12 protein-coding genes, 1 pseudogene and 1 riboswitch are annotated in these 13,394 nt (G+C 38.9%); of the genes and pseudogenes, 12 read left to right on the forward strand and 1 reads right to left on the reverse strand.

Annotation, left to right across the window (positions count from 1 at the left end; all coding sequences use genetic code 11):
* Nucleotides 1-6 precede the first annotated feature (6 nt).
* The 7 genes from AC0IWE_RS17930 (at nucleotide 7) to AC0IWE_RS17960 (ending at nucleotide 7,658) form a co-directional block, all read left to right on the forward strand.
* Nucleotides 7-816: a DUF4843 domain-containing protein gene (locus tag AC0IWE_RS17930; protein ID WP_471794127.1), complete on the forward strand. Its 810-nt coding sequence runs from the start codon at nucleotides 7-9 to the stop codon at nucleotides 814-816.
* Nucleotides 817-826: 10 nt separating this feature from the next.
* On the forward strand, nucleotides 827-2,248 hold the full coding sequence (locus tag AC0IWE_RS17935) for a PKD-like family lipoprotein (RefSeq protein ID WP_471794128.1): 1,422 nt from the start codon (nucleotides 827-829) through the stop codon (nucleotides 2,246-2,248).
* A gap of 64 nt (nucleotides 2,249-2,312) precedes the next feature.
* Nucleotides 2,313-3,446: a redoxin domain-containing protein gene (locus AC0IWE_RS17940; RefSeq protein ID WP_471794129.1), complete on the forward strand. Its 1,134-nt coding sequence runs from the start codon at nucleotides 2,313-2,315 to the stop codon at nucleotides 3,444-3,446.
* Between the two features lie 21 nt (nucleotides 3,447-3,467).
* Complete coding sequence (locus tag AC0IWE_RS17945) at nucleotides 3,468-5,336, forward strand: protein-disulfide reductase DsbD domain-containing protein (protein WP_471794130.1); 1,869 nt, start codon at nucleotides 3,468-3,470, stop codon at nucleotides 5,334-5,336.
* A 64-nt stretch (nucleotides 5,337-5,400) separates the two neighbouring features.
* Entirely contained in the window at nucleotides 5,401-5,988 is a 588-nt protein-coding gene (locus tag AC0IWE_RS17950) for a TlpA family protein disulfide reductase (RefSeq protein WP_471794131.1), read from the forward strand.
* A 1-nt stretch (nucleotide 5,989) separates the two neighbouring features.
* Complete coding sequence (locus AC0IWE_RS17955; RefSeq protein ID WP_471794132.1) at nucleotides 5,990-6,871, forward strand: S1C family serine protease; 882 nt, start codon at nucleotides 5,990-5,992, stop codon at nucleotides 6,869-6,871.
* On the forward strand, nucleotides 6,837-7,658 hold the full coding sequence (locus AC0IWE_RS17960) for a PDZ domain-containing protein (protein ID WP_471794133.1): 822 nt from the start codon (nucleotides 6,837-6,839) through the stop codon (nucleotides 7,656-7,658). Before AC0IWE_RS17955 ends, AC0IWE_RS17960 begins: the two co-directional genes overlap by 35 nt.
* 684 nt (nucleotides 7,659-8,342) lie before the next feature.
* On the opposite strand, the gene AC0IWE_RS17965 is transcribed toward AC0IWE_RS17960, so the two are convergent.
* Complete coding sequence (locus AC0IWE_RS17965; RefSeq protein ID WP_471794134.1) at nucleotides 8,343-9,614, reverse strand: peroxiredoxin family protein; 1,272 nt, start codon at nucleotides 9,612-9,614, stop codon at nucleotides 8,343-8,345.
* 136 nt (nucleotides 9,615-9,750) lie between these two features.
* Nucleotides 9,751-9,857: riboswitch (SAM riboswitch) on the forward strand.
* A gap of 450 nt (nucleotides 9,858-10,307) precedes the next feature.
* Between AC0IWE_RS17965 and AC0IWE_RS17970 the strand changes: the two are divergent.
* From AC0IWE_RS17970 to AC0IWE_RS17990, 5 genes and pseudogenes are all read left to right on the forward strand, one after another.
* A pseudogene (locus AC0IWE_RS17970) lies at nucleotides 10,308-10,439 on the forward strand (carboxypeptidase-like regulatory domain-containing protein); the annotation flags it as partial.
* A gap of 21 nt (nucleotides 10,440-10,460) precedes the next feature.
* Nucleotides 10,461-11,015 (forward strand): TonB-dependent receptor plug domain-containing protein, encoded by a 555-nt coding sequence (locus AC0IWE_RS17975; protein ID WP_471794135.1) that lies wholly within the window; start codon nucleotides 10,461-10,463, stop codon nucleotides 11,013-11,015.
* Nucleotides 11,016-11,082: 67 nt separating this feature from the next.
* On the forward strand, nucleotides 11,083-11,466 hold the full coding sequence (locus AC0IWE_RS17980) for a hypothetical protein (protein WP_471794136.1): 384 nt from the start codon (nucleotides 11,083-11,085) through the stop codon (nucleotides 11,464-11,466).
* The gene (locus AC0IWE_RS17985) at nucleotides 11,463-11,666 is read left to right on the forward strand and encodes a hypothetical protein (RefSeq protein WP_471794137.1); all 204 of its coding nucleotides are present in this window, start codon (nucleotides 11,463-11,465) and stop codon (nucleotides 11,664-11,666) included. The genes AC0IWE_RS17980 and AC0IWE_RS17985 overlap by 4 nt, the downstream gene beginning before the upstream one ends.
* Nucleotides 11,611-13,386, forward strand: coding sequence for a TonB-dependent receptor domain-containing protein (locus AC0IWE_RS17990; RefSeq protein ID WP_471794138.1), 1,776 nt, complete (start codon nucleotides 11,611-11,613; stop codon nucleotides 13,384-13,386). Before AC0IWE_RS17985 ends, AC0IWE_RS17990 begins: the two co-directional genes overlap by 56 nt.
* The last annotated feature ends 8 nt before the right edge of the window (nucleotides 13,387-13,394 follow it).

Genomic DNA, 13,394 nt, shown 5'->3' on the forward strand with positions numbered 1-13,394 from the left:
CAAATTATGAAAATATACATATTAATATTCGCAATCATTTGCCTTGCATCATGCAAGAAAGCAGAAGAAATGCGCTTTAATCACAATGCTAACGTTTATTTTGATATTTACAACGGGGATAAGGACAGTATTGTAAAAACTTTCGCTTATAATCCAACGCTTGCCCAGGATACTGTTTGGCTACCGGTGCGTTTATCAGGAATCAGAACAGATGTTGAGCGAAAATTTAGTGCAAGGGTAGATGCTGATTCTTCAACTGCAACCGCCGGACTTCATTATGAACCCCTTAAAGCTCAGTATTCCATTCGTCCAAATAATGGATTAGGATACATTCCTGTGGTGATTTACAACAAGGATAAGGAACTCGAAAACAGATCGGTTTCCATACTGATCAAATTAACTGCTACAGCGGATCTTGGTATCGAAAACCCTTTTCTAATCAGGGCAAAGGTTGTATTCTCCTCAAAACTGGAAAAACCAGGCTGGTGGGATACCTGGCCACTTCCTCCTTATTCAAGAACCAAGCATGAGTTGTTTATTCTGGTAACCGGGCAAACCTCTCTCACTACTGACGGACTTGATGCGCCGAAGAACCTTTATTATATAGGCTTATTAACCACTATGCTCAATAATCCATTCAATTGGGTAACTAAAAATGAAGCAAAAGGTTATGTGATAGAAGCGGTAACCGCTGGTAATACCGACAGCTACTATTTCTACAATAAGAAAAATCCGGCTAAGAAAACATTGCTGAGAAAAAATATGCAGAATGGCAAATATTATTTTATAGATGAAAATGGTAATGAGGTTATTTAATTATAAAAACATGAATATTAGAAAATTAATCTTGTTAATAATTGGTGTGGTTTCTCTAGCCGCATGTCATAAAGACCTAGGCAATTATGATATCAATTTGCCTTTAGAGCCGAAACTTGCTAATCTAGATTCTGTTTATACGGCAAGTGTAGGTGATAGTTTGATTATTAAGCCAAAAATAGAAGGGGCAGATGCAGCTAATGTTGAATTACAATGGAGAATTAGTGTAATTGAAGGTACCGATGTAATTTACAACGGCCCCGCTTTAAGGATAATTTTCGGTTTACAAGCCAAAAGGTATGCTGCGCGACTTACCATCTTAAATAAAGCAAACGGAATGAAATATTTCCATAAGTTTTTTATAGACGGCGGTACTGAATTTGCCAATGGAACCTCGGTATTAAGTGTAGAAAATGGAATTACACAGTTTTCATTTGTAAAACCTGATGGCAGCGTGCAGGCACGTTTGTACAAGGCAATACACGGAAAAGATTTACCTGCAAACCCCACAAATTTATTTCTGCTCGGAAATACATTTACCGGTGGTACCTTATTGGGTTATTGGATAATTACAAAAAATGGCGGAATCAGGCTCGAACCAAATACGATGCTGGAAGATCCTAAATATCCAAATACACTTAAAGATAATTTTTTCACTCAACCAGATAATTTAGAGGTTGGTTCATTCATCTCACATCCTCAGGGCGTAATGATGGGCGTAGTAAATGGTAAATTTTACGGTGGTACAACCAGCACATGGGACCAGGCCGCAACGTATGGAATGTTCGCTTTGCCAGCTGATGGTGATTATGAACTTGCGCCATCTTTTGTGATGAGTTTTACGCAATCGGCTACTTATTTTATCGGTTTCGACAAAAACAAAAAGCAATTTGTACGGATCAACCTTTATGGTGCGCCAGTATATTTTGGTACCCAATATTCAGTTACTACTACAAGTGCTTTCGATCCAACAAATGTAGGTATGGATCTTATTCATTTAGAGCAGCTTAATAATGCAGATTGTTTTGCCTATTGCAAGGGAACAGACGGGAAAATTTATGAATTAAAATTTAATGTTCAGTTTAACGGGCCATTCACTTTTACGCCTCAACACAAACGTGCTTTTGTACGCCAAGATTTGATTAATGAAAATACAAAATGGAGCGGTGCTAAAAATGGCGTAATCTATATTGCCAATGGTAGTAAGCTTTACCGTTACAACCCTGTAAATGAAGAGTTAAGAGAACTCACCACTAGCTTTAGCGGCAAAACAATTACGATGCTAAAACTTTCTGACGATGAAGAAACACTGATGGTAGGAACAGAACAAACCGTTTCTTTTCTAAACATAAGTACCGGCATGAATGGTGTTCTCCTTAAAAAAATAGAAGGAATTCCAGGTAATCCAGTAGATATCGCAATCAGAAAATAACTATTTCATGCCTTAGTACCTTAACCCTTAGGCATGAATTTACTCAACTTATAAAAACATTTAGATGAAAACTATAAAATTATCACTATTGGCGTTATTGTTCCCGGTTTTGCTGTGGGCGCAAACACCTAATTTTAGCTTAACAGGCAAAATAGGCACTTTGGGTTCTCCTGCCAAAGCCTATATCGATTACATGGATAATGGTGTAAGCCATGAAGATTCTGTAGCACTGGTAAATGGCAACTTTAAATTTTCGGGCCATATTACTGGCAATGCCTATGCGCGTATGGCGTTAGATCATACTGGTGGTGGCAAAGGAAAGGCCGTTTATACAGGCGATGTGATTTATTTTTATTTTGGAAAAGAACAGGTGACCATTACTTCTAAAGATTCGCTGGATAATGCCGTTTTTACAGGTTCAAAAGTTTACCAGGAATACGATGCTTACAACAAAGCAATTGGAGGTACCATTATGGCACTTACCAAAGCTGTAAACATCGATTTTAACCGTGGCACACCCGAACAGCAAAAAGATACCGCTTACACGAAAGCAGTAGATATGCGCTATAGAAAAAACATTCAGAACAGAACCGATAAACAGTTTTTGTTTGCAAAAGAACACCCAACTTCATTTTTCTCATTAGTAGCGCTATCAGAAGCTGCCGGAACTAAGGTTGATGTAGCTAAAGTTCAGCCGCTGTTTAATGCCTTAAATAAAGAATATCGCGAAACTGACATGGGAAAAGAACTGGCGCAGCGCATTGCCGCAAGTGGCATTACGGCAATTGGAAATGCAGCACCACTTTTTACACAAAATAATGTTATAGGCAAACCAGTTTCATTGGCCAGTTTAAAAGGTAAAGTAGTATTGGTAGAGTTTTGGGCAAGCTGGTGCAGTCCATGCAGGGCAGAAAACCCAAATCTGGTTAAGCAATATCAGACTTATAAAGATAAAGGCTTCGAAATTATTTCAGTTTCCCTTGATAATGTAAAAGAACGTTGGCTTGAAGCCATTGAAAAGGATGGTTTAGACTGGATCCACGTATCAGATTTAAAAGGCTGGAACAATGAAGTGGGCCGTTTATATGGTGTACGTGCAGTTCCTGCAAGTTTTTTGGTTGATGCCCAGGGTAAAATTATTGGCAATGGCCTACGTGGCGAACCTTTAAACAAGAAACTGGCAGAAATATTTAATTAAATCAAGGCCAAACAAGTAAAGATGAAAAAGATACTAACGGTATGCCTCATGTTAATTTCGCTGCTCACATTTGCCAGCGGAAAACGTCGTGATAAAATTGCTTTAAAGGTTTTGTACGTTGGGTATAATCCTGATAAACCTATGCCCAAAAATGTGGTTTACTATTCTACCACACCAGGTATAGTAGATAAAGTTTACAAAACAAGAATGGCAGATTTTAAAGCTTTTCTTGAGCAACGGTTTACTGAAGTAAGCGTGGTAGATGTGGCTGATTATAAGGTAGAAATGTCTGATACGGTTGATGTTACCTTAATGGATGCTGGTCCGGTTGCGCTGCCTGCAAATTTTAACCGTCCGATGGTTTTGATGCATGCCATGGCACCGAATGTAGGTTTGCCCTTAGGTTTAAAATTTGATTGGTATTGCCAGTGTCTGGATAATGAAGCGTTGAACATTAAAACCAGTCACCCTATTTTTAATACGCCAAACGCAGTTAAGTTAACTTTAGTAAAAAAAACAACTCCCGGTTCTTTTTTTAATGGGCACCAGGCTGCCGCAACGCCAAAGCAAATGGATATGTGGCAGGTGGTAAAGCAGGGTTTTTCATCCAAAGAGCCTTATTTAATCGGGATGGTTTCGCACGGCGAAGGCTTTAACGATTCTCCTGATGCTGAATCAATTTCGGGTGGGGTTTGCCTTAAAAATGCTGAAGCCGTAGCATTGGGTCGCCAGGGAAATTATTTTATGTGGGGTTTTGCAGGTTCGCCTGATTATATGACGGATGAAGCGAAGGATGTTTTTGTAAACAGCATCTGTTATATTAAAAAGTTCGATCATTTATCAGCTATTGTTAAAAAGGTACAGATTGAAACCAGGAGTGGGATTGATGAATTGGTATACCGCCTGAACAAAGACCTTTACAATCAGGCTATAGTATCCCGAAAGGAAGGTAATCTTCGGATGCTGAAAATGCAACAGGAATTAAAAGATAAAAAGGCAAAAGGCGAAGACATTGGCCATGGCAACGAAATGTTTTTAAAAATGCCGATTACCAACGATACGCAATCGTTCGAAGATTATGTAAAAGGTTTTGCTGGCGATAGTTTATTCAACCTTTATGGTACTAATATCAATCAATACCACAAGTATTACCGCCAAAATTATGAATATTTTTATCCTTCGGGTGTGTACAGCCTGCAATTGGATCGCGATGCACAAAAGTTGGGGATTTCCAACCGAAAAGTTGCCCTTTTGGATAAATGCGTAAGCCTGCTCGAATCCAATACAGATGTTGCAATGGCCCAACGCCTTTTGGAGCGTTATACTGTAGAAAAATTTAATAAGGCAGCAGATTGGCGAAAATGGCTTGATCAAAACCGCAACAATCTGTTTTATACCGAAGCAGGTGGCTTTAAATTTATGGTAAACACATTCGGCAAAAATGTTACTCAAAACCAGCTGCAAAGTTATCACTTACCAAAAGAAATTTTGAGTGCAGAACCCACAACGGCTGATCCTGTGGCTGTTTCTGCAAAGTTTATCCCAGGTAATGGCGATAAAAAAGATAGTTTGCTTATCGAGGCCAAAATTTTAAAAGGCTGGCATATCTATGCTTATGTAGCAAAAGATAATCCTTTTGTAGTTACCGAAACCAGACTCGAACTCCCTGAAGGTGCAGTAGCCGATCACGAATGGAAAACAACAGCAGCTGTGCCATACCCTGGTAATGAAGGTATGTTTATTTTTGAAGGAAAGGCAGACTTTAGGATAATGGTGGATTACAGCAAGGCAAAAGCCGGTACTAAAATTAAATGTGGTTTGTATTACCAGGTATGTGATGAGACCAAATGTTATCCACCGAAAGAAAAAATATTGGAAATAATTATTTAATCTACCTATGCGCTCGGCATGGCCGGTAAAATGGCCTTGCCGTTTTTAAATTCCTTAATCAAATATGAAATTCTCATTAAAGCTTTGCTTTTTAGCCTCGCTGTGCCTGTTTGTATGTTTTTCAGCATTGGCACAAAGCCCGGTAAATAAATCCGATTCCTTACGAAATAAGCTTTTATCAGAAATGATTGCGGAGCCAGCACCTGGTTTCACTTTAAAAGACCTGGATGGAAATGCCGTATCACTAAAAGATTTGAAAGGGAAGGTAGTTGTACTCGATTTTTGGTCTACATGGTGCGTGCCATGCAAAAAATCTTTTCCAGCCATGCAATTGGCTGTTAATGCCTATAAAAATGATCCCTCAGTGAGGTTTCTGTTTATCCATACCTGGGAAACGACCAAAACTCCGCTTGAAAATGTAAAAAAATACATAGAAACGTCTGGTTTTAAATTTCAGGTGCTAATGGATCTTAAAGATGGTTTGGGGCATAATACTGCTGTTGAAGATTATGGCGTTAATGCCATTCCCGCAAAATTTGTAATAAATGGCCAAGGGAATATTGTATTTAAACTTACCGGCTTTACCGGAACAGATGCCGCTGCACTTAAAGAAATTTCTGAAAGGATCAGCCTGGCTAAAAATCATAAGTAAAATGAAAAACAACATAAGGGCACTCGCATTAAGCGTATTGCTATTGATTACTTTTAATGCCAGCGCTCAGAAGAAACAAGTTGCTAAATTTGAGCATACCATAACCGAAGCCCTAAAAAAAGCGTACCCGGCAAGTGTGAGGATGTGGGGTTTCGATGTGCAACAGAACCAAAGAACCAGCGGCCAGTTTAGTGGGGTGGTGGTAAGTGCCGATGGCTATATTTTAACAGCCGCACATACCATTTTACCTGGAAAAAACTATAAAGTGTTTTTTCCTGATGGGCGCGAATGTATTGCGCTGGCTTTAGGTAAAATCGACAATAAAAATACGCCTGGCATACCTGATGTAGGCATGATGAAAATAACAGATAAGGGTGTTTATCCCTTTGCAGAAATGGGTTACTCGGCAAGCTTGGTCAAAAATGAACCTTGTATCAGCATTTCATATCCTGAAAGTTTGGATCAAACTAAGCCAACTTTAAGGTTAGGGGAAGTTGCCGAAGTAAAAAACGAATATGGCTTTATCCACTCAACCTGTAAAATGGAACCCGGCGATTCTGGTGGACCGTTATTTGATTATTATGGCCGGGTAATTGGTTTGCACAGTGCCATTGATGTTTCAGAAGATATGAATTTCGAAATCCCTGTTGATCTTTATCGCCGTTATTGGACAGCCTTAAACCAAGAGGTATTTTACACTGCATTTCCGGATAAAAAAGATAGTGTTGACGTTGATCCTTTAGCAAAGGTGCTTCAAAAAGATACCAAACAGAAAGCGTTGCACCCGGATTTCGATTCACCCAAAATCACTAATAGTACGTTTTTAATAAAAAGTAAATTAAAAGGGATTGAACAGGAGGACGGGCACATTATTGAATGTTAAAACTACGGCTGGAGCCAAAAAGCAATTTGTTTTAGCTAAAAACACTTTAATTGGTGAAAATCCGCATTGTTTTATAAACGGAGTTGCTGTGATACTAAAAACAATTAAGAAAGATCAGGAAAATGACCTCGTTTTACTGGAAATGGAACAAAAAGTGGCTGGTGGTATCGAATTAAACTTGGCTGATTCTGTTAAGATAGAAATGGGTACATTCCTTTTTACCATTAACTATGATGGCAAGCTGATGCGAAGTATTTTAGGTAGTTCGCTTTTTAATTTGCCAAAAATAAATAGTCAGCCGTATTTAGGTGCAATGGTGGTGTACAATTCTAGTCCAGCTCAATTCTCATTAATTAAAGATGGAAGTCCGGCAGAAAAAGCAGGTATAAAAGTTGGAGATGAACTGATCAGCATTAACGGAAACATTGTAACTACCGCAAAGGAATTTGCACCTGAAATGTCTAAATTTTGGGCAGATGATGAAGTTACTTTTGAATGGAAAAATGATACAGGTAAAATGCATAAAACTGTTAGGCTGGATGGCCGGGGCCAATCGGTTTTCAATCATCCGGCAGAAAAATTTGAAGGGGGTAAATCTGTGAGGAGAGATGGTTTTAATGCTATTTTTACCCATGATGCAGCCATTAAACCAAACCAATGTGGTTCTCCGGTTTTCGATTGGCAAGGTAATTTTTATGGAGTCAATATCGCAAGGTTTAGCAGAACAACCACAGTTGTGGTGTCTAAAAAAACAATTGTTGATTTTATTGCGAAGGTTGTTCAATAGGGATTTTGTGAAGGAATTGCAGAACCTGATTGGGAATTTTAATGCTATATAATGCTTGTTTTGTAGGGTCCCCGCCTGCGCGAGGATGACGGAACGGGATAAAATACTCGTTTATTGATCATTTTGACCGTGGTGGTGAAATCTTTAGACATAGTTCAAAGATTTCTCGGCTACGCGGTGCTTCGCTCGAAATGACGATTGAAAATTAATTGTCATTCCCACTAGATTGGGAATCTTAATGCCCTTTAATGCTTTTGTTGTAAGATCCCCGCCTGCGCGAGGATGACGGAGCGGGATAAAATACTCGTTTATTGATCATTTGACCGTGGTAGTGAAATCTTTAGACATAGTTCAAAGATTTCTCGGCTACGCGGTGCTTCGCTCGAAATGACGATTGAAAATTAATCGTCATTCCTGACTTGATTGGGAATCTTAATGCGCTATAATGCTTGTGTTTTAAGATTCCCGCCTGCGCGAGGATGACGGAACAGGATAAAATGGCGACTAAAATAAGTCGTCATTCCTGACTTGATTGGGAATCTTAATGCCCTATAATGCTTTTGTTGTAAGATCCCCGCCTGCGCGAGGATGACGGAACGGGATAAAATACTCGTTTACTCGTCAATTCGACCATAGGAAGAAAACTTTCTCTAATGGTCGGTGTCCCACCGACCATTTATTATATTATTTCTTCAACAGCGTATCAATCTCCGTATTAAATTCTTTCACAAACTCATCATAAAATTTCCCTGTTGCAGGGCCATTAAAACCGGTATGTATCTGTGCTACATTACCTTGTTTATCAATAATGATTGTGGTTGGGAAAGAGAGAAAAGAATCGAGGGCTGGCAAAGATTCAGATACCACCTGTTTATCAGCAGTACCGGCAAGTACCTGATCGTACTCAATACCAAAGCGTTCGCGGAAGCGGTTCATTACTTTTTTAGCGTATTCAGGCTCGGTAGAGCGTTCGTAATGCAAGGCAATAATTTCAACACCCCGTTTTTTGTTTTCTTTATACCATGGTGCAATAAAAGTAGCTTCATCTACACAGTTAGGGCACCAGCTCCCTGTTATGGTTAATATCACAACTTTATTTTTGTATTTTTCATCCTTTAGTGAAATCTTTTTACCATTTACATCAGGGAAACTGAAATCGAGTGTTTTATAACCCTTTTTAAGGTAAGTAAGTTTATAAGGATCAGGTAGGGCAGCATCCTTATTTTTAGTTCCTGTAAATGGCTGACTTCCTCTTGCACCTAAAATCTCGCCTGTTAAAGTACCATCAGGTTGGAAAGTTCCTTTGTAATAAGCTGGTGAAGAACCAATAAAGCTGGATAGCTGAAATTCATTTCCTTCTACTATGCCTTCAAGAAATCGCGAATCGCCGGTTACACGAAGAAAAGTACCTGTAAGTTTATTGCCTGTTTGCTTAAATAGCCCTACAGTTTTTTCCTCTTTGCCATTAGGCGATTTAAAAACTACATGGTAACTGCCAGAATAATCTGCTGTGGCGGGTTTATTATTGGAATTAAAACGGAAGTTTTTGCGTTGAGCAACAATTGTTAAAGGTTTACCTGTTTTATCCTGTTTTCGTAATGTACCATTTAGCTGGTCACCATCAATCGCAAAGGCCAGTTCGTTATCAAATTGATCAAGTTTAACAAAAAGAGAATCTGTAGTTTGCGTTACTACGCCACCTTCGAAACTTTCTTCAGCATTGCGAAAATATAATTTCTGCTGACCGCCTTTTTCATTAATCTCAAAGTTGAATGGAATTTCTAATCCTTCCTTTACTTTGGCTATTCCGCGCCAGTTACCCAATGCTACAAAGGCTTTAGTTGCTTTTGCGCTGGTTTTTAGCTTTTGGCTATTTGCTAAAGCAGTATTTCCCTGAGCGTATGTAAGTGATGTTGATATGGCCAATAAGGCTGATAAAATAATTTTCGAATTCATTAGGACTGTTTTAATCGACTAAATTAGTAGACAAATATACGGGTATATTGAGCAAAGAAAAAATATTTCAATAAAAATCTACAAAAACTATAGGATAAATGGAATTAGTTATACCTTTGCTGCAGTTATTTTAAAATACTTATCAAGAAAGGCGGAGGGAATGGCCCTATGAAGCCTTAGCAACCAGCTATTTGTTAGAAATGGTGCTAAATCCATCCCGGATGAATCTGGGATAGTTAAGTCAGTTGTTTGCATATCCTTATCAAAATATATGGGGCACTTCTGATTTAAGAGGTGCTTTTTTTTGCTCTGCTGCATTCTTGATTAGTAAAAATGTTATAAATAAAATCATCCAAATGGAAAAAACAGACGAGCAAAAATTAAATTATTTAAATCCTTGCACATATACCCGAATGTGTAAGCCCTGTTAGCACTGCTACCAGGTTAACAGGCTTTTTCTAGGCTAACCAATCCTTTAGTAATATGAAAATTAACACGGTTTAATCGTGGTGGAATCGTTTTGCCCAAATTATTATCCCTTTTACTAATTATTAACTACACACATGCTTAAATTTATTAAATCAACAGCGTTTATTCTGCTGCTCTTTTATAGCACAGCAGCTATCCGCTCAAAATGCAACGGTTTCCGGTACGGTAAAATCGGCAGATGGAGAAACACTTCCCGGTGTATCCATTCTTTTAAAGGAGACCAAGCAAACATCAATTACTGATGGTAAGGGCGCTTTTTCTATAAATGCACCCGATAAAGGTACTTTAGTATTCTCTTACATTGGTTTTAAAACCCAGGAAATACAAATCAGCAAAAATGGACCGATTTCGGTTGTATTGCAATCGAGCGATAATGCACTTGATGAGGTAGTGGTAACTGCGTTGGGTATTTCGCGACAAAAGAAATCTTTAGGTTATGCGGTTCAGGAACTTAAAGGACAGGATTTGGCTGAAGCGAAAGAATCTAACCTGGTGAATGCATTGGCAGGTAAAATTGCCGGTGTAAGGGTAACCAACAGTCAGGGCAGCATGGGTTCTTCGCGGGTGGTAATCAGAGGTGAAACTTCAATTGCAGGTAACAACCAACCTTTATTCGTGGTGGATGGGATTCCTGTAGATAATTCGCAGTTAAATTCTGCCGGGGCAAGAGATTATGCCAATACCATCTCGGATATTAACCCGGAAGATATAGAATCGATCAGTGTTTTAAAGGGCCCCAACGCGGCTGCTTTATATGGCTCAAGGGCTGCTGCAGGGGTGATTTTAATTAAAACCAAAACCGGAAAATCAAAAAAAGGATTGGGGATTGCCATAAACTCAAATGCTGTGTTAGAAACCTTATTAACGCTCCCCTGTTTATCAAAATGCATTTGGTCAGGGATCCGAAGGTAAATTCAGCTATGTAGATGGTGCGGGCAAAGGCATTAACGATGGGGTAGATGAAAGCTGGGGGCCAAAATTGGATGGAAGATTAATTCCTCAATTCTTTTCTAAAGGAGTTGCTGTTCCATTTGTTGCACACCCGGATAATGTACGCGACTTTTTTCAAACCGGATATTCATTAAACAATGGTGTATCAGTTGCTGATGCAGGAGAAAAATACGATTACCGGATTTCGTACAATAACCTTAAACAGGTAGGCATAGTGCCAAGCTCAGGTCAGGGCAAAAATTCATTTGTATTAAATACATCTCTAAAAATAACACCAAAGCTTACTTTAACGGCTAATGCCAATTATAGCAAACTCAATTCAGATAATTTACCTGGCACAGGTCGTCACGATCAACAAGTACGATGTTGCAGTTTACGTGGTTTGGCAGGCAGGTTGATATTAACCAGTTGAAAAACTATTTAGACGAAAATGGAAAAACGTTTAACTGGAACAACAGTTACTATAGCAATCCATATTGGGTGGCTTATGAGAATACTGTTTCGCAAAACCGTAACCGGATTATTGGAAGCTTGGCACTGAATTATAAAATTATCGATGGCCTTGATTTTAATTTCCGATCGGGTACCGATTATTATACCCGACAGGCGTAAAGTAAGAATTGCTTATGGTACCAATGGAACGCCATTCGGCTCCTACACAGAAAGTGCGTTTGCGGTGAATGAAAATAATACCGATGCAACATTAAACTTCAACAAACAGCTAAATGAAGATTTTAGTCTGGAATTGTTGGGTGGTGGTAACATCCGTAAACAATCCATTGAACAAAACGATCAGAGTGCGCCTAAATTGGCCATTGCCGGATTGTACACGCTTAAGAACTCACGCGATCCTTTAATTTCTTCAAATAATTTATCGCGCTTAAAATCGTATAGCGTTTATGCATCCGGGCAGATAGGATTTAGAAATTACCTTTTTGCCAACATCACCGCCCGTAACGATTGGTCATCTACTTTACCTGCACAGAACAGATCTTACTTTTACCCATCGTTTAACGGAAGTTTTGTAGCTACCGAAGCTTTTGATATCAAAAGTGAAGCCCTTAATTATTTAAAAATCCGTGGAGGTTGGTCTAAAGTGGGTAAAGATGCAGATCCTTACCGATTGATTAATACCTATGCATTTGGTGCGCCATTTAATATCGATCCGGAATTACTTAAGTTATACCCTGATATTGTAAGTGCTAACCCTCAGTTAAGCCCTGGATCGATAGATTTAAATCCCAATTTAAAACCAGAAACTACAACTTCTACCGAACTGGGTGTTGAAGCTGTGTTTTTTAACAAAAGGTTACGTTTCGATTTAAGTGCTTATAATACAAATAGTTACAATCAAATTTTGGCGGCCGATGTAAGTCAGAGTACAGGTTTCAGTTCAAAACTACTTAATGCCGGAAAAATTAACAATAAAGGGATCGAAGCACAGTTGGGTATTACACCAATAAAAAAAGCTTTTACATGGGATATTGATTTCAACTTTGCAGCAAACAGAAGCAGGGTAATAGAATTGGATGCCGAAAAATTATTAACCAACTATGTTGTGGCATCAAGCACAGCGCAGGTAATTGCTACTGTTGGGCAGCCTTATGGTTCGCTTTTCGGAACAGCCTTTTTAAGGGATGGAAACGGAAACATTATTGTTAATGCTACAGGTGCACCTGCTACAAATCCTAATAAACAGGTACTTGGAAAATATACACCAGATTGGATTGGTGGAGTATACAATACTTTTACTTATAAAGGTTTAAGCTTAGGTGTTTTGGTTGATGCAAGCATTGGTGGTTCTATCTACAATGGTACTTACTCAACTGGTACCTATACAGGTGTATTGGCTTCTACATTGCCTGGCAGGGCGGCAGAATATGGTGGTATATCTTATTATTATCCGGATAACAAGAAAGAGAATGGAACAGTTAGGGTAAATGGAACAGCACCAGCGGGGGTTACTGTTTATGATGATGGGGTTATTTTTGATGGCGTAACAGCTGATGGTAAGCGCAACGAAAAGATATTGCCCGCTCAACAATATTATAAATCATTCAGAAATATTGATGAATCAAGCATATTCGATGCTTCTTATGTTAAACTTCGTGAGGTGAAGTTAAGTTATAACCTGCCCGCCAAATGGCTTCGTCCGCTAAGTTTACAAGGCGTTTCAGTATCGCTTGTTGGCCGTAACCTGTGGATCATCCACCGCAATACAGTAGATATCGATCCAGAAGTGGCTTTTAATACTGGTAACGGTCAGGGTTTAGAGAGTTTATCTAATCCCAGCACACGCAGTTACGGCATCAACTTAAATGTTAAATTTTAAATATTTCG

The organism is Pedobacter sp. AC402, from assembly GCF_979252805.1.

What these genes read in the sequence shown, in the direction of transcription:
- AC0IWE_RS17950 (WP_471794131.1), top strand. Translation starts at nt 5,401, where the DNA reads ATGAAATTCTCATTAAAGCTTTGCTTTTTAGCCTCGCTGTGCCTGTTT.
- AC0IWE_RS17990 (WP_471794138.1), top strand. Translation starts at nt 11,611, where the DNA reads ATGGCCTTGATTTTAATTTCCGATCGGGTACCGATTATTATACCCGAC.
- AC0IWE_RS17940 (WP_471794129.1), top strand. Translation starts at nt 2,313, where the DNA reads ATGAAAACTATAAAATTATCACTATTGGCGTTATTGTTCCCGGTTTTG.
- AC0IWE_RS17930 (WP_471794127.1), top strand. Translation starts at nt 7, where the DNA reads ATGAAAATATACATATTAATATTCGCAATCATTTGCCTTGCATCATGC.
- AC0IWE_RS17945 (WP_471794130.1), top strand. Translation starts at nt 3,468, where the DNA reads ATGAAAAAGATACTAACGGTATGCCTCATGTTAATTTCGCTGCTCACA.
- AC0IWE_RS17935 (WP_471794128.1), top strand. Translation starts at nt 827, where the DNA reads ATGAATATTAGAAAATTAATCTTGTTAATAATTGGTGTGGTTTCTCTA.
- AC0IWE_RS17965 (WP_471794134.1), bottom strand. Translation starts at nt 9,614, where the DNA reads ATGAATTCGAAAATTATTTTATCAGCCTTATTGGCCATATCAACATCA.
- AC0IWE_RS17955 (WP_471794132.1), top strand. Translation starts at nt 5,990, where the DNA reads ATGAAAAACAACATAAGGGCACTCGCATTAAGCGTATTGCTATTGATT.